The organism is Duganella sp. OV510, from assembly GCF_900100205.1.
Taxonomy (GTDB): Bacteria; Pseudomonadota; Gammaproteobacteria; order Burkholderiales; family Burkholderiaceae_D; genus Rugamonas.
The window spans coordinates 171558-186059 of record NZ_FNEQ01000012.1 but is presented as its reverse complement, the minus strand read 5'-3'; the positions used below and the strand labels follow the sequence as shown (position 1 = coordinate 186059).

Below are 14502 nucleotides of genomic sequence, written 5' to 3'. Positions count from 1 at the left end.
GCCAGTTCATCGCCACCATCGAGAAGCGCCAGGGCCTGAAAGTCGCGTGCCCCGAAGAGATTGCCTATCGCAAGGGCTATATCGACGCCGACCAGCTGCGCAAGCTGGCCGAGCCGCTGAAGAAAAACAACTATGGTCAATATTTGCTGCAAATCCTGGAAGATAAGGTAGTCCAACGATGAATGTTATTACTACGCCGCTGGAAGGCTTGCTGGTGCTGGAGCCGAAAGTGTTCGGCGATGATCGCGGCTTTTTCTTCGAGAGCTTCAACGCCCGCCGTTTCGCGGAACTGACCGGCGTGACCGCCGAGTTTGTGCAAGACAATCACTCGCGCTCGTCGAAAGGCGTGCTGCGCGGTCTGCACTACCAGATCCAGCATGCACAGGGCAAGCTGGTGCGCGCCACCGCTGGTTCGGTGTTCGACGTCGCGGTCGACATCCGCAAAAGCTCGCCGACTTTCGGCCAGTGGTACGGCATTGAACTGTCGGCCGAGAACAAGCGTCAGATGTGGATACCGCCTGGCTTCGCCCACGGCTTCGTCGTGACCTCGGATAACGCCGAGTTCCTGTACAAGACCACCGACTACTGGTCGCCGGAGCATGAGCGCTCGATCCTGTGGAACGACACGGCGATCGGCATCGTCTGGCCGCCGGAACTGGATACGCCGCGCCTGTCCGCCAAGGATGAGGCGGCGTCGCTGCTGGCCAACGCCGAGGTGTTCGCATGAAAGTCTTACTGACCGGCAGCACCGGCCAGGTCGGCTACGAGCTGGCGCGCAGCCTGCAAGGCGTCGGCGAGGTCGTGGCGGTGGACCGCAATGTTATGGACCTGTCCAATCTGGACCAGGTGCGTGAAGTGATCCGCAGCGTCAAGCCGCAGCTGATCGTCAATCCGGCCGCCTACACGGCGGTCGACAAGGCCGAGAGCGAGCCCGAGCTGGCTTTCCGCATCAACGCCGAAGCGCCGGGCGTCATGGCCGAGGAAGCCAAGGCGCTGGGCGCGGCACTGGTGCACTACTCCACCGACTATGTGTTTGACGGCTCGCAACCATCGGCGCGGGTGGAAGACGATGCGGTTGGCCCGCTGAACGTCTACGGCGCCAGCAAGCTGGCCGGCGAACAGGCGATTGCTGCAGCTGGCATCCCGCACCTGATCTTCCGCACCAGCTGGGTGTACGGCATGCGCGGCAAGAATTTCCTGCTGACCATGCTGCGCCTGGCGAAGGAACGGGACGAACTGAAGGTTGTGGCCGACCAGCACGGCGCACCGACCTGGAGCCGCACCATCGCCGACACCACGGCGCAAGTGCTGTCGCAGGCGCACGCCGGCGGCCGCGAATGGTGGGTACAGAACAGCGGCATCTACCACCTGAGTGCGCAGGGACAGACGACCTGGCATGAATTCACCCAGGCCATCGTCGAAGAAGCGGGATTGCAGTGCAAGGTGCTGCCGATCACCACCGCCGACTACCCGACGCCGGCCAGGCGCCCGACCTATTCAGTGATGTCGTCGGAACGCCTGACCACGCGCTTCTGCCATCTGCCAGACTGGAAAGAAGCGCTGCACCTCTGCATGCGCTAATGGCTTAGGCCATCTGCTCGATCATTACCTCGCCAAAGCCCGAGCAAGACACCTGCACTGCGTTTTCCATCAAGCGCGCAAAGTCGTAGGTGACTTGCTTGGAGCCGATGGCCTGCTGCATCGATTTGATGATGAGATCAGCTGCTTCGGTCCAGCCCATGTGGCGCAACATCATTTCCGCCGACAGGATCAGCGAGCCAGGATTGACGTAATCCTTGCCGGCATATTTCGGCGCGGTGCCGTGGGTCGCTTCAAACATCGCCACCGAATCCGACATATTGGCGCCCGGCGCGATGCCGATGCCGCCCACCTGCGCCGCCAGCGCGTCCGATATGTAGTCGCCGTTCAGGTTCAGCGTGGCGATCACGCTGTATTCCGCCGGGCGCAGCAGGATCTGCTGCAGGAAGGCATCGGCAATCGAATCCTTGATGATGATGTCGCGGCCGGTTTTCGGATTCTTGAACTTGACCCATGGGCCGCCGTCGATCAGCTCGGCACCGAATTCCTTTTGCGCCAGCGCATAGGCCCAGTCGCGGAAGCCGCCCTCGGTGTACTTCATGATGTTGCCCTTGTGGACAATGGTGACCGATGGCTTGTCGTGGTCAATGGCGTACTGGATCGCCTTGCGCATCAGGCGCTCGGTGCCCTCCACCGACACCGGCTTGATGCCCAGGCCGGACGTCTCCGGGAAGCGGATCTTGTTGACACCCAATTCCTTCAGCAGGAAATCCATCAGGCGCCTGGCGCCCTCCGAGCCCTGCGCGAATTCGATGCCGGCGTAGATGTCTTCCGAGTTTTCGCGGAAGATGGCCATATTGGTCTTTTCCGGCTCTTTCAGCGGCGATGGCACGCCGCTGAAGTAACGCACCGGACGCAGGCAGACATACAGGTCCAGCTGCTGGCGCAGCGCCACGTTCAGCGAGCGGATGCCGCCACCCACCGGCGTGGTCAGCGGACCTTTGATCGACACCACGTAGTCTTTGACCGCCTTCAGCGTTTCTTCCGGCAGCGCGATGTCCGGACCGTACACCTGAGTCGCTTTCTCGCCTGCGAAGATCTCCATCCATTTGATCTGGCGCTTGCCGCCGTAGGATTTGGCTACCGCCGCATCCACCACCTTCAGCATCACCGGCGTGATGTCGCCGCCCACGCCATCGCCGACGATATAGGGAATGATCGGGTTATCTGGTACATTCAGGGAAAAATCCGCGTTGACGGTGATTTTCTGGCCGTCAGCCGGTACTTTGATATGTTGCTGCATCGTGGTTCTCCGAAAGGGATGTATTCTTTAGTCTTCTATAAGATATAAGACGTTTGTGCCATTATGTGTCGAGGCATCAAAGTTTTCAAGCCTACACCATTTTTAGTTTTCAATAATGCCCCTGATTTTATTTAACAAGCCTTTTCAAGTGCTGTGCCAGTTCTCTGCGCAGGAGGGTAAGGCGACACTGGCCGACCACCTGGCCATTCCCAACATCTACCCTGCCGGCCGGCTGGACTACGACAGCGAAGGCCTGATGCTGCTGACCGACGACGGCAAGCTGCAGCACGCCATTGCCCACCCCGATCACAAGGAGGCCAAGATCTATCTGGTGCAGGTGGAAGGCGTTGCTGACGCCGTCGCGCTGGAGAAGTTGCAGGCGCCGCTCAACCTGGGGGATTTTGTGACGCAACCATGCAAGGCGGTGCGCATCGCCGAGCCGGCGTGGCTGTGGCCGCGCAATCCACCGATCCGCCAGCGCGCCGATCAGCCGACCAGCTGGCTAGCGATCACGCTACAGGAGGGCAAGAACCGCCAGGTGCGGCGCATGACGGCAGCGGTCGGCCTGCCGACGCTGCGACTGATCCGCACCGCGATTGGCGGCATTTCGCTGGCCACGCATCCGCTGATGCCGGGCGAGTGGATGGAGGTGTCGCCGAAAGATCTGGCACCCTGAAACGACAACAGCCCCATGCCGGGGCTGTACAAACGACAAAGCCCGCGCCGGACGAACCGGAGCGGGCTTTTGCTTTACTTCCCTGTGAGGGGAATTAAGCTGCCAGTGCTTTCAACGCAGCGGCCAGACGGCTCTTGTGACGAGCTGCCTTGTTTTTGTGGATGATCTTCTTGTCAGCGATGCTGTCGATGGTCGACACCGAAGTTTGGAAGATAGTCGTCGCAGCAGCTTTGTCGCCGGCCTGGATCGCCTTACGCACGGCTTTGATAGCGGTGCGCAGGGTCGAACGCTGGGACGAGTTGTGAGCGTTTTGCTTAACTGCTTGACGAGCGCGTTTGCGCGCTTGTGCGGTATTTGCCATGAAATTTCCTAAATCAGTAAATGATGCGTTTGCAAACATTATTGTTTGGCAAACAGGTGCGTCCAAGGTTGCAATCAGAGCGAACCGTGTGAGTCAAACTACTGCTTGCCAAACAATATTGTCTGCGCAACAGAATTTTGTACAGCCTAGGATTATAGCGATATTTTCCTGTCGGAGCAACTATAATCACGTCCCATGAACTTGCTTAAAACACTGACCGCCATTTCCAGCATGACAATGCTGTCCCGGATCACCGGACTACTGCGTGAAACCTTGATTGCCCGTGCCTTTGGCGCCGGCGGCATGACGGATGCCTATATCGTGGCGTTCCGCATCCCTAACCTGCTGCGGCGGCTGTTTGCCGAGGGCGCGTTCTCGCAAGCCTTCGTGCCCATCCTGTCGGAATACAAGAACAAACAGGGGCTGGAAGCCAGCAAAAAGCTGACCGACCATGTGGCCAATACGCTGGTATGGTCCACGCTGATCGTCACGGTAATCGGTATTATAGCCTCGCCGCTGTTCATCTACCTGATTGCCAGCGGCCTGGAGGAGTTCGACGCCGCCGTCTGGATGACGCGTTTGATGTTCCCGTATATCAGTTTCATGGCCTTTGTGGCGCTGGCCGGCGGCGTGCTGAATACCTGGCGCGAGTTCAAGATCCCGGCCTTTACGCCGGTGTTGCTGAACCTGTCGTCGATTGTCGCCTCGCTGTTCCTGCAACAGCACCTGGAACGGCCGATCTATGCCATGGCCATCGCCGTGTTCGTCGGCGGCATCTTGCAGGTGGCGATCCAGATTCCAGCGCTGATCAAGATCGGCATGCTGCCCAGGCTGTCGTGGAATCCGGCCGCCGGCCTTGGCGATCCCGGCGTGCGCCGCGTGCTGAAGAAAATGGGGCCGGCAGTGTTTGCCGTGTCGGCCGCGCAGATCAGCCTGATGATCAACACCAGCATCGCCTCGCGCCTGGTGGAAGGCAGTATCTCCTGGCTGTCGTACGCCGACCGCCTGATGGAGTTCCCCACCGCGCTGCTGGGCGTGGCGCTGGGCACCATCCTGCTGCCCAGCCTGTCCAAGGCACAGGCCGACGATGACAAGGTGGAATACTCCGGCCTGCTGGACTGGGGCCTGCGCCTGACCTTCCTGCTGGCGCTGCCAGCAGCGGTCGGCATGGCGGTGCTGGCCGAGCCGCTGATCGCCACCCTGTTCCATTACGGCGCCTTCACCGGCGCCGACGCCGCCGCTTCAGCCAGTCCGCTGATCGCCTATTGCGCCGGCCTGCTGGGCATCATCCTGGTGAAGACGCTGGCGCCGGCCTTCTATGCACAACAGGATATCCGCACGCCGGTGCGGATCGCCATCGGGGTGCTGATCGCCACGCAGCTGATGAATCTGCTGTTCGTGCCTTATCTGAAGGTGGCCGGCCTGGCGCTGTCGATCGGCCTCGGCGCCTGCCTGAACGCGGCCTTCCTGTACACCGGCCTGCGCAAGCGCGATATCTATCGTCCGGCGCCGGGCTGGACGATGTTTTGCGTGAAACTGGTGATCGCCTGCGCGCTGATGGGTGGCGCGGCGTGGTTTGGCTCGCAGCAAATTGACTGGCTGGGCTTGCAGCATCACGCTTTCCTGCGTATCGGTGCCCTGCTGCTGCTGGTCGGCGCTTGTGCAGTAGTGTATTTTGCCGCCCTGCTGGCGATGGGGTTCCGCCTGCGCGACTTCAAGCGCATCGCACGTTAATCGGGTTTAGTCTCTTCAGCGGGCGGCTCGGTTGGCGGGGCTGGCTGCTCGGCTGGCGATGTGGCTGGCGGAGCCGGCGGCTCGGCAGGTGGCTCGTCGGCGGGCACCGGCTCGGCTGGTGGGGCTGGCGGAGGCGGTGGCGAATCAATCAACAGCGGTGGCGTCAGGCCTGGCTGGGGCGCGGGATTCGCCGCCCCAGGCACTGCTGGTGTGGCCGGTGCCGGATTGGCGCTGCCCGGCCCTCCCGGCTTGCCCGTCGCTGCAAAACGCCATTCCGATATTTTCTGCTTGCCCTCAAAACCCGCAAAGCGCAGCGAGAAATTGCCGATCTTGACCGGCTTCGCATCCGACAGGCTATAGACCGCAAGCACCCCCGCCTTGTCGGCCAGGTACACAATCCCCCACTCCGCCTTGCCCGTCATCGGATCAGGATAAATCTGCCGCAGATGCCGCCGCATGGCCGTGGAGCGCGGATCGCGCAGCAAGTCCTTCAACGACGGCGGCTGCGTCGGCATGCCGGCCGGCGTGGCGTCCGCATAGCTTTGCAGCGCATCGCTGAACGCGGCGCCGATGTCCAGCAACTGCTCCTCCGCCCTGCTGCGCTGGATGACTGAACCCATTTTCAGCGTGGCGGCAGCCACCAAGCCGATGATCGCCACCAGGATAATCACGCTCAGATAGGTAAAACCGCCTTGGCGGCGGGGGCGAGGCATGGCCATCACCAGTCGGCGTAAGGCTTGCCGTTACGGTCGTTGCCGGCCGCGCCGCTGTGGATGTTGTACACGCCCCCCTTGGTGCCATCTTCCGGCGGCACGATGATCCACGTTGTATCGCTATCGGCAACCGGATCGAATGGCAGCGCACGCAGATATTTTTTCTCCACCAGTTGATCCAGCGTATCCGGATAGCGGCCGGTGTCACCGTAATACTGGTCGATCACCATGCGCATATTGCGCAGGTTGTCGGCCAGGACAGTCTCCTTCGACTTGTCCACGCTGGGGAAGTAACGCGGCACGGCAAGCGTCAGCAGCAAGGCGATGATGCCCAGCACCACCAGCAGTTCGATCAACGTGAAGCCCTTGGTTTTCATGGTCACCATTTTTTATAGGGGATGCCGTTCAAGCCGGTCTTTTCGCTCAGGCTGAAAACATCATAGACATCTTCACCTTCGCGCGGCTGATCGGGCTCGCTGGCGTAGCTGCGCTTGCCCCAGGTTTGCGCATCGCTCAGCGTGGCGTCGCCATTGAATGGATCGCGCGGCACACGGCGCAGGAAATAGATCCTGGCGTGCTTGGGATTCTGCAGGTCGGGCACACCCTCCACCAGCACCTCCAGATTTTTCGGATAACCGCTGGCAGCCAGCGTTTTGGTGATGCGGTTGTCGTCATAGGCTTTTTTATAGCCGTCCAGCGCGTGACGGATCTCGCGCAGCGATACGCGCAAGTCCTGCTCCTGGCGGCGCTGCACTACCACCTGCGCTGTGGGAATGACCAAGGCGCTGAGCAGGCCAAGGATGGCCAGCGTCACCAGCAACTCGATCAGCGTGAAGCCACGTGCGCGCATGGAAGGCCTTTACTGCTGCACCGGCGGTGCGGTGTCAGTGGGCGGCGCTGGAGATGGCTCAGCCGCTGGCGGCTGCACGGCTTGCGGCTGTGCGCCTTGCGTGGCCGGCAGCGGCGCCGGCTGCGTTTGCGATAGCGGCGTAGCCTGCACAGGCGATGGTAATGGCGCGGCTGGAACGCTGGCTGGAGCGCCTACGGTTGGCACGCTAGCCGGGCCCGCCGCAGGTGGCTGCGCCGGCCGTGGTTGTGCCCCAGGTGGTGATGGCAACGTCACCGGCGTGCGCGGCGTCAGGTCGGGGCGGCGGCGGAAGCTGGCTTCCGTGCCAGCCGAGAACTCCGCAGCGGAAGCCTCCGGACGCTGCACATTGCGGATCAGGTGGGGCGTAATCGACAGCACGATCTCGGTCTTCTGATTGTCATCACGCTGGCTGCCGAACAAACGGCTCAGCAATGGCAATTCGCTAAAGCCCGGAATCTTGTTGGACGAATTGCGCTCCTCGTTGTTGATGAGGCCCGCCAGCACCTGGTTCTCGCCGTCCTTCAGCTGCAACATGGTGGTCGCCTGGCGCGTGCCTAGCTGGTAAGCGGTGGTGCCGTTCTTGGTGGTGATGGTGCTGACCAGGTTGCTGACTTCCAGCTGCATCTGGATCGCCACCTCATTATTCAGATAGATGGTCGGTTCCGCTTGCAACGTCAGGCCCACGTCCACGTACGTCACCGAGTCGCTGGCAAAGCCGCCCACACCGGAAGACACGGTGGAAGTAATCACCGGCAGCTTGTCGCCGATGACGATCTTGGCCTTCTGCTTGTTGCGCACGCGGATGCGCGGATTGGCCAGCAGGTTGGAATCGCTGGCGTTCTTGTTGGCGTTGATCGCCAGCTGCGCGCCGGTGACACCAATAGTGCGCTGGTTCAGGTTATTCAAGTCGCGGATGGTGATGCCGGTGCCGCCCGATGTCGACAGCGGCGCAAAGCCCAGTGATGTCGGCCACACCACGCCCAGGTCCATCAGGCTGGAACGCTTCACTTCCAGGATTTCCACTTCCAGCATCACCTCCGGCTCCGGCGCGTCCTGCAAGGCGATCAGGCGTTCGGCCAGGCGGATCGCTTCCGGGTTATCGCGCACGATAATCAGGTTGAGCTTTTCATCCACCACCACGTCGCGCGACTTGAGGATGGTCTTCAGCGTGTTGGCCACCAGCTTGGCTTCGGCGTTCGCCAGGAAGAAGGTCTTCACCGTCATTTCCTGGTATTCCTTCAGCTTGGCCGCCACATTAGGGTAGATCAGGATGGTATTGGCATCCATGACTTGCTGTTCCAGCTGATTGGTCAGCAGCAGGAAGTAGATCGCTGATTCGACCGTGCTATTTTTCAGCAGCACGGTGGTCTTCTGGTCGCTCTTCACGTCCTTGTCGAACACGAAGTTCAAACCCGAGCGGCGTGAAATCACTTCAAACACCTGCTTCAGCGGCGCATCGCGGAACTCGATGGAGATCGGCTGCTTATAGGTTTTCGCCAGGCCGGATTCCACCGCTGGCGGTGCAATCTTTTCGTTTACCTCGCGCAGCATGGCGCGCGCCTGCTCGTGTGCCGGCGTCTCCGCCAGAACGGCGTTGAGTTTTTGCCTGGCCAGTTCGTTTTCGTTCTTGCCCATGTGCTGCGCGGCGGCTTCCAGCAGCTTGCCCTGGCGGCTGTCGCGCTCCAGCGCACGCATGCCGGCAATCGCGCGTTCGTTGCGCGGATCGAGGCCCAGCACGCGGCGATAGCCCTGCTCCGCCTGCGCCGCGCGGCCTTCTGCCTGGTCGCGTTCCGCCACGTCCAGCAGGCGTTGCGTGGCGCGCTCGCGTGCACTCAGCCAGGCGGCGCGATATTGCGCGTTGCCTGGCTCGGCCTGCACTGCCTGCTGGTATTTTGCGAGGCCTTCCTCGATCTGGTTTTTCGCGATCAGGTCATTACCGTCGCGGTAGGCCTGCTGGGCGGCGCAACCGCTCAGCAGGATGGCCAACACCGCGCAGCGGCCGATATTCGTCAGAGAGTTAGCCATCACTCGAAAACTCCAATATTCATCTGTTGTTGCTGATTCAAAGGCAGGTAGGTCACGGTCATCAACGGCGGTGCGATTTTCTCGACGCGGTAGGCGCCGTCGATCACCGTCTGCAAGCGCGCGCTATAAGTCTTGTCGCCGCGCGACAGATACACTTCCCACGCACCATCTGCCACCGCCTTGCCGATGTAGATGAATGGCAGCGGTGGCGCCATTGGCGGCGGAGGCGGCGTTTTCGATGGCGGCGGTGGTGGTGGTGGGGGCGGATTCCAGTTCTGACCAATGAACACGCCCTCGCCTTGCGCAAAACTGGCGTCGCCGGCCTCACCGACCAGCTCCGCGCGCGGCGTCAGGCGCAGGATAGCTGTCTCTCCCTTGGGCGCGGCGCCGGCTGCTTCGCGGCCGCTGCTGCGTGGCGCGGGTGCCGCCGGCGCCGCACTCGCTGTGCGCGTCACTGGTTCGGCGATATCGGCCGACGGCGAGTTATCGCCAAACAGCACCAGGCCCGCAGAGGCCACCAGCGCCAGCAGCATCACGATCTGGTACGGCTTCATGGCTGCTCCCCTTTCAGGTACAGCGTAAAACGCAGGCGCGCTTCCACCACCGGCTCGGCGATGGTGTCGCGGCGGAACGCCACCTCATCCAGTGATGCAAACGGCATGTCACGCAAGCCCTGCATGGCAAACTGCCAGATCGATTGATACGGGCCTTTTACCGGCAAGATGATCTGGTAGGTGCTGACGCTGCTGGCCTTGTCGTAGCCTGGCTTGTATTCGCCCTGGCTCAGCACGAGACTGGATTTCGCCGCAAGGTCGAACAATACTTTGACCTGCTGCTCGGCATGGCGTTTCTCGCCCAGCACATCGTAGAACGCGGCCAGGTTCTGATTGGCGGACGGCGGTGAAGGCGGCGTCACCAGCGTGGATGGCGCTGGCAGCGGCGTGGTCATCACGCGCGCCTGTTCGGCGCGCTGTGGCAACAGCCAGGCCCACGCGGCGACGCCGGCCACGCACAGCACCGCCGCCACGCACGCCGGCAGGCCGGCACGCGACAGCGCGATGCGGGCGCGCAGCAACAACGCCGATACGTTGAGGTTATTTACCGGGCCAGCCATGTCGCCTCCAGCTGGAATCGCAAGGGACGATTCGGGTCCTGCTCGTTGATCTCGTGGCGGGTCAGCAGCACGTCGCTGAAGCTTTCCTGTTCCTTCAGCGCTTCCACGTAGGCGACCATGTCATCGCTGCTTTTGGTTTCAGCGGTGATTTTCAGGATGCGCTTGCGCGGGTCCGGCTCCATCGCCACCAGTGCCACGCTGCGTGGCGTGGCCGCCAACACTGCGTCCTGCAATTCGCGCCAAGGCAGGTTGAGTTGCATGATGGCGCCGTTGACAAACGCAGCCTGCGCTTCCGGTATCGCGACACGCGCCACCTCCACCGGCCGCGCGCTGATGGCGGCGACACGCTCGCGCAGATGCTGTAGCTGATGTTCACGCTCGCGCTTTTGTTCGATCAATTGCCAGCCGCCGATGGCGGCGCCTGCACACAGCAGCACGCCCAAGCCAGCCAGCGCCAGCACGGCAGGATGGATGTGGAACAGCGTGCGGCGCACGCTGCGTGGCGCGAAGTCGATCTTCATGCCGCGCTCCCAACCAGCGTGCAGGGGATGTGCGCGGCGCTGCTTACCGGCTTGGTCCAGGCGGCAGGCGCGCTGCCGCTCACTTGCAGCAGCGCTGGCGCTTCCATATCCAGCAGCAGCGCTTCGCGTTGCAGTGTTTGCGTCAGCCATTGGTGATCGGCACCGTGCGGGACTGGCAGCGGACGGATGGCGCGCAAACGCTTGCTATCGGCCTCCGTCGCGGCCAGCGTTAACAGATTGTCGTGTACGTGGCCATACCATGCGCCCTGCTTCAGGCCACGGCGGCTGCGGTTCCAGGCGTGGACAAAGCGCGGCTCGATGGCGACAACCGACAGCTTGCACTCATTGACCGCCACGCTTAACGCGGCCAGCAAGGCGCGCGGCATGGCGGCTGCGAAAAATGGCTGCGTTGCGCTCCAGTCAGCCGCGAGCTGCCAGGCGGATAGCGACTCACCGTACAGCGCCTGGAAACGCAGGCCGGCGGCGGCTTCCAGGTCGGCCAAACGGGCGGCGCCAGACGGCGGCGTGACGCGCCACATGCGCGCCAGTTCGTCGGCGACCACCATGCTCACCGGCCAGCCGGCCACGTCCAACTCGCCGAGCAATGTGCGCATGGCGTTGGCGATGGCATCGAAAGGATGATCAGCCGATGGCGCAATCGCCTGCGTGGCAAGCGTGTCGGCAGGTGCGCCAGCGCGGCCCGGCAAACGCCAGCGGCTGGCGCGCTGCACACTGACCGCGTGCGGCGCAACGTCGATGCGCAGGTATTGTCCGATTGCTCTACGCATGCAAAGTCACCCGTTTGATTTCGGACAGCGTGGTGCCACCACGCTTGACCAGCTCCAGCGCCGCCTGGCGCAGGCTGCGCGTGCCGTTCTCGTAGGCTGCTTGCTTGATCTGGCGGATCGGCCGCTTGTCGACGATCAGTTCGCGGATCTCGTCGTTCAGCGTCAGGATCTCGGCGATAGAGCGGCGTCCCTTGTAGCCGGTGCCGCGGCAATCGCCGCAGCCTTTACCCTGCATGAAGCGGTACTCGTAGGCGTCGGCGCGCGTCATGCCGACACTGGCCAGTTCCTGCTCGTCCGGCGTGTATTCGGTGGCGCAGTGCGGGCAGTTGATGCGGATCAGGCGCTGCGCCCAGATGCCGTTCAGTGCCGATACAAACGCATACGGATCGATGCCCATGTGCGTGAAGCGGCCGAACACGTCGAACACATTATTCGCGTGCACGGTGGTCAGCACCAGGTGGCCCGTCAGCGCCGACTGCACGGCGATTTCCGCTGTCTCGCGGTCGCGGATTTCGCCGACCATGATCTTGTCCGGGTCGTGGCGCAGGATGGAGCGCAATCCCTTGGCAAAGGTCAGGCCCTTTTTCTCGTTGACCGGAATTTGCAGGATACCCGGCAGCTGGTACTCGACCGGGTCCTCGATCGTGATGATCTTTTCGCGGCCGTTGTGGATTTCAGTCAGCGCCGCATACAACGTGGTGGTCTTGCCGGAGCCGGTCGGGCCGGTCACCAGCAGCATGCCATAAGCTTCCTGCGCCAGCGTGCGCAGCGCCACCAGCGACGGCGCGTCGAAGCCCAGCGCTTCCAGCGTCAGCGAGCCGTAGGCTTCGATCATCGCGCGCTTGTCGAGAATACGGATCACCGCATCCTCGCCGTGAATGCTCGGCATGATGGAGACGCGCAGGTCGATCTCGCGCCCGCCCGACTCCACGCGGAAGCTGCCGTCCTGCGGCACGCGGCGTTCGGCGATATCCAGTTCGGCCAGCACCTTCAGGCGCGAGATGATCTGCTCGGCCACATCGATGCCGTTGACGGCTGTGGCGTGATCGAGCACGCCGTCCACGCGGTACTTGACCGCCAGGCCGCCGGCCGTGCTTTCCAGGTGGATGTCGGAGGCACCGGCTTTCAGTGCATCGTACAGCGTCGAATTGACCAGGCGAACCGCCGGGCTGGCGCCTTCCGACACCGAGGCGAACGACAGTACCGCAGCCGTCTTGCCATCGCGCCGGCCTTCGCTGGCGCCGGGCAGCAGCGTATCGGTGGCGCGTGCGGATTCCTCCTGCTTGGACAAATACGCCTGGATGTCGGCCTGCAGGGCCAGCCGCGTCGCCAGCGGTGCGGACGGCGTGGCGCGCGCCTGCGTGCCCAGCCAGGTTTGCAGGTCCAGATCGAATGGATCGGCGATCACGCCCATCACCGCGCCATCATGCGCGCGCAGCAGCACGCAATGGCGCGCCATGGCCTGCGACAGCGGCAGCAAGTCCCAGGCCGGTTCGTACTCCAGCATGTCGGCCGTTTCCAGCACCGTCATGCCGAACGGCTGCGCCAGCGAGCGCACCAGCAGGCGCGGCTCGGAACCGGTCAGCGCTTCCAGTTCCTCCACCAGCGTACGTTTCGATTGCTGGCGCAAATGGCGTGCGCGCGCCAGCAGCGTGGTGTCGATGGCCGTCATGACATATCTCCAGCCAGATCAAAGATCGGCATATACAGCAGCACCACGATGGCGCCGACCACCAGGCCGATGGCGGCCATCAGCAGCGGTTCGAAAGTACGGGTGAAGCGTTCGATCCAGCGGCTGATTTCTCCGTCGTAGAACGCGGCGGACTGGGTCAGCATCGGCCCCATGTCGCCGGTGCGTTCGCCGACACGCAGCATGCGCAGCGAGATCGGCGTGGTCAGCTGGCTGGATTCGAACGCGGCCGACAGCGGCAAGCCTGATTCCACCGCTGCACGCGCCGCCTGCAGGTTGGTGCGCATCGTTGGCGACACCATGCCCTGCACAGTTTCAATCGCATGCACGATGGTGATGCCGCCTTCGCTCAACATGCCCAAGGTCAGGTATAGCCGCGATAACTCATAGATGCGCACCCGCTCACCGATGGCTGGCAGCTTGCCCAGCAGGCGCACCAGGCCCCCATTGGCCATCAGCTGGCGCACGCCCAGCAGCAACGCCAGCAGCGCACCGGCAATCATGGCCAGCACCAGCGTGGTGTGGGCGCCAGCGAACTGGCCCCAGTTCAGCATCTGCTGCGACAGCCACGGCAGGTTGCGGCCGGCGCCCTGGTACACCTCGGCAAAGCGCGGCACCACGTAGCCGATCAGGAACAGGCTGACGCCACCGCCCACCAGCAGCAGGATGCATGGATAGATCGCCGCCGACACCAGCTTGGCGCGCACCGCGTCGATGCGCTGCTGATAGTCGATGAAGCGCGCCAGTGAGCGCGGCAGGTCCGACGTGCCTTCGGCCGCCTTGACGATGCCGACGTACAGCGGCGGGAACAGGTCGGGCTGTTCGGCCAGCACGGCGGAAAAACGCTGGCCTTCGCGCAGGCCTGCCAGCAGGCGTTCCAGCACGCCGCGCGTGGCCGGATTGCCCTCCTTCTCCAGCAAGGCTTCCAGCCCTTCGACGATGCCCAGGCCCGCCGTCAGCAGCGCCAGCAGTTCCTGGCTGAACAGCACCAGGGAAAGCGCACTGCGCTTTCCGGCGCGCCTGACCAGGCCAGCGCGCACCGGCGTGATGGCGCTGACGAACAAGCCGCGCGCCTCCACCTGGCGGCGCGCGTCCGCCTCATCGCGGCCATCGATTACCAGATGGGAGATGACCATATCGGCCGACAAGGTGCGCACGTCGAACTGCATG

At 62.9% G+C, this 14502-nt stretch carries 16 protein-coding genes and 1 pseudogene; 5 read left to right on the top strand and 12 right to left on the bottom strand.

The features are described 5' to 3' along the window. The 3 genes and pseudogenes from BLS51_RS26445 to rfbD form a co-directional block, all read left to right on the top strand. Positions 1–182 (top strand): annotated as a pseudogene (locus BLS51_RS26445) (glucose-1-phosphate thymidylyltransferase); the annotation flags it as partial. Beyond that, entirely contained in the window at positions 179–727 is a 549-nt protein-coding gene (gene rfbC / locus BLS51_RS26440; protein WP_090191459.1) for a dTDP-4-dehydrorhamnose 3,5-epimerase, read from the top strand. The pseudogene BLS51_RS26445 and the gene rfbC, both read left to right, overlap by 4 nt. Next, positions 724–1581 (top strand): dTDP-4-dehydrorhamnose reductase, encoded by an 858-nt coding sequence (rfbD, locus tag BLS51_RS26435; RefSeq protein WP_090191457.1) that lies wholly within the window; start codon positions 724–726, stop codon positions 1579–1581. The genes rfbC and rfbD overlap by 4 nt, the downstream gene beginning before the upstream one ends. A gap of 4 nt (positions 1582–1585) precedes the next feature. Here the strand turns inward: rfbD and icd are convergent, their stop codons facing one another. Further along, on the bottom strand, positions 1586–2842 hold the full coding sequence (gene icd / locus BLS51_RS26430; protein ID WP_090191454.1) for an NADP-dependent isocitrate dehydrogenase: 1257 nt from the start codon (positions 2840–2842) through the stop codon (positions 1586–1588). 115 nt (positions 2843–2957) lie between these two features. Here icd and BLS51_RS26425 point away from each other — a divergent pair, with 115 nt between their 5' ends. After that, the gene (locus BLS51_RS26425) at positions 2958–3518 is read left to right on the top strand and encodes a pseudouridine synthase (RefSeq protein WP_090191451.1); all 561 of its coding nucleotides are present in this window, start codon (positions 2958–2960) and stop codon (positions 3516–3518) included. A gap of 94 nt (positions 3519–3612) precedes the next feature. Here BLS51_RS26425 and rpsT read toward each other — a convergent pair whose 3' ends face one another. Further along, on the bottom strand, positions 3613–3879 hold the full coding sequence (gene rpsT, locus BLS51_RS26420) for a 30S ribosomal protein S20 (protein ID WP_090191448.1): 267 nt from the start codon (positions 3877–3879) through the stop codon (positions 3613–3615). A gap of 195 nt (positions 3880–4074) precedes the next feature. Here rpsT and murJ point away from each other — a divergent pair, with 195 nt between their 5' ends. Next, positions 4075–5613, top strand: coding sequence for a murein biosynthesis integral membrane protein MurJ (murJ, locus tag BLS51_RS26415; protein WP_090191446.1), 1539 nt, complete (start codon positions 4075–4077; stop codon positions 5611–5613). Here murJ and BLS51_RS26410 read toward each other — a convergent pair. Genes BLS51_RS26410 through BLS51_RS26365 form a run of 10 tightly spaced genes read right to left on the bottom strand, consistent with a single transcriptional unit; the run spans position 5610 to position 14501 of the window. Further along, the gene (locus BLS51_RS26410) at positions 5610–6326 is read right to left on the bottom strand and encodes a type II secretion system protein (protein WP_307188171.1); all 717 of its coding nucleotides are present in this window, start codon (positions 6324–6326) and stop codon (positions 5610–5612) included. The two genes, murJ and BLS51_RS26410, sit on opposite strands and share 4 nt — an antisense overlap. A gap of 5 nt (positions 6327–6331) precedes the next feature. Beyond that, positions 6332–6712, bottom strand: a complete 381-nt coding sequence (locus BLS51_RS26405; RefSeq protein WP_090191443.1) for a type II secretion system protein — start codon at positions 6710–6712, stop codon at positions 6332–6334. After that, on the bottom strand, positions 6706–7176 hold the full coding sequence (locus tag BLS51_RS26400; protein WP_090191441.1) for a type II secretion system protein: 471 nt from the start codon (positions 7174–7176) through the stop codon (positions 6706–6708). Before BLS51_RS26400 ends, BLS51_RS26405 begins: the two co-directional genes overlap by 7 nt. Before the next feature lie 9 nt (positions 7177–7185). Further along, positions 7186–9219 (bottom strand): secretin N-terminal domain-containing protein, encoded by a 2034-nt coding sequence (locus tag BLS51_RS26395; RefSeq protein ID WP_090191438.1) that lies wholly within the window; start codon positions 9217–9219, stop codon positions 7186–7188. Further along, entirely contained in the window at positions 9219–9773 is a 555-nt protein-coding gene (locus BLS51_RS26390) for a hypothetical protein (RefSeq protein ID WP_090191435.1), read from the bottom strand. Before BLS51_RS26390 ends, BLS51_RS26395 begins: the two co-directional genes overlap by 1 nt. After that, the gene (locus BLS51_RS26385) at positions 9770–10333 is read right to left on the bottom strand and encodes a hypothetical protein (RefSeq protein WP_090191432.1); all 564 of its coding nucleotides are present in this window, start codon (positions 10331–10333) and stop codon (positions 9770–9772) included. Before BLS51_RS26385 ends, BLS51_RS26390 begins: the two co-directional genes overlap by 4 nt. Then, complete coding sequence (locus BLS51_RS26380) at positions 10318–10854, bottom strand: hypothetical protein (RefSeq protein ID WP_090191430.1); 537 nt, start codon at positions 10852–10854, stop codon at positions 10318–10320. The genes BLS51_RS26385 and BLS51_RS26380 overlap by 16 nt, the downstream gene beginning before the upstream one ends. After that, positions 10851–11642 carry a hypothetical protein gene (locus BLS51_RS26375; RefSeq protein ID WP_090191426.1) on the bottom strand — a complete coding sequence of 264 codons (792 nt, stop codon included), beginning with the start codon at positions 11640–11642 and terminating at the stop codon, positions 10851–10853. The genes BLS51_RS26380 and BLS51_RS26375 overlap by 4 nt, the downstream gene beginning before the upstream one ends. Further along, the gene (locus tag BLS51_RS26370; RefSeq protein ID WP_090191423.1) at positions 11635–13314 is read right to left on the bottom strand and encodes a GspE/PulE family protein; all 1680 of its coding nucleotides are present in this window, start codon (positions 13312–13314) and stop codon (positions 11635–11637) included. The genes BLS51_RS26375 and BLS51_RS26370 overlap by 8 nt, the downstream gene beginning before the upstream one ends. Then, positions 13311–14501: a type II secretion system F family protein gene (locus tag BLS51_RS26365; RefSeq protein ID WP_090191420.1), complete on the bottom strand. Its 1191-nt coding sequence runs from the start codon at positions 14499–14501 to the stop codon at positions 13311–13313. Before BLS51_RS26365 ends, BLS51_RS26370 begins: the two co-directional genes overlap by 4 nt. Position 14502: the final 1 nt, after the last annotated feature.

Excerpts from the sequence above, each read along its gene's own strand:
- rfbC (WP_090191459.1), top strand. The coding sequence starts at position 179 with ATGAATGTTATTACTACGCCGCTGGAAGGCTTGCTGGTGCTGGAGCCG.
- rfbD (WP_090191457.1), top strand. The coding sequence starts at position 724 with ATGAAAGTCTTACTGACCGGCAGCACCGGCCAGGTCGGCTACGAGCTG.
- icd (WP_090191454.1), bottom strand. The coding sequence starts at position 2,842 with ATGCAGCAACATATCAAAGTACCGGCTGACGGCCAGAAAATCACCGTC.
- BLS51_RS26425 (WP_090191451.1), top strand. The coding sequence starts at position 2,958 with ATGCCCCTGATTTTATTTAACAAGCCTTTTCAAGTGCTGTGCCAGTTC.
- rpsT (WP_090191448.1), bottom strand. The coding sequence starts at position 3,879 with ATGGCAAATACCGCACAAGCGCGCAAACGCGCTCGTCAAGCAGTTAAG.
- murJ (WP_090191446.1), top strand. The coding sequence starts at position 4,075 with ATGAACTTGCTTAAAACACTGACCGCCATTTCCAGCATGACAATGCTG.
- BLS51_RS26410 (WP_307188171.1), bottom strand. The coding sequence starts at position 6,326 with ATGCCTCGCCCCCGCCGCCAAGGCGGTTTTACCTATCTGAGCGTGATT.
- BLS51_RS26405 (WP_090191443.1), bottom strand. The coding sequence starts at position 6,712 with ATGGTGACCATGAAAACCAAGGGCTTCACGTTGATCGAACTGCTGGTG.
- BLS51_RS26400 (WP_090191441.1), bottom strand. The coding sequence starts at position 7,176 with ATGCGCGCACGTGGCTTCACGCTGATCGAGTTGCTGGTGACGCTGGCC.
- BLS51_RS26395 (WP_090191438.1), bottom strand. The coding sequence starts at position 9,219 with ATGGCTAACTCTCTGACGAATATCGGCCGCTGCGCGGTGTTGGCCATC.
- BLS51_RS26390 (WP_090191435.1), bottom strand. The coding sequence starts at position 9,773 with ATGAAGCCGTACCAGATCGTGATGCTGCTGGCGCTGGTGGCCTCTGCG.
- BLS51_RS26385 (WP_090191432.1), bottom strand. The coding sequence starts at position 10,333 with ATGGCTGGCCCGGTAAATAACCTCAACGTATCGGCGTTGTTGCTGCGC.
- BLS51_RS26380 (WP_090191430.1), bottom strand. The coding sequence starts at position 10,854 with ATGAAGATCGACTTCGCGCCACGCAGCGTGCGCCGCACGCTGTTCCAC.
- BLS51_RS26375 (WP_090191426.1), bottom strand. The coding sequence starts at position 11,642 with ATGCGTAGAGCAATCGGACAATACCTGCGCATCGACGTTGCGCCGCAC.
- BLS51_RS26370 (WP_090191423.1), bottom strand. The coding sequence starts at position 13,314 with ATGACGGCCATCGACACCACGCTGCTGGCGCGCGCACGCCATTTGCGC.
- BLS51_RS26365 (WP_090191420.1), bottom strand. The coding sequence starts at position 14,501 with ATGCAGTTCGACGTGCGCACCTTGTCGGCCGATATGGTCATCTCCCAT.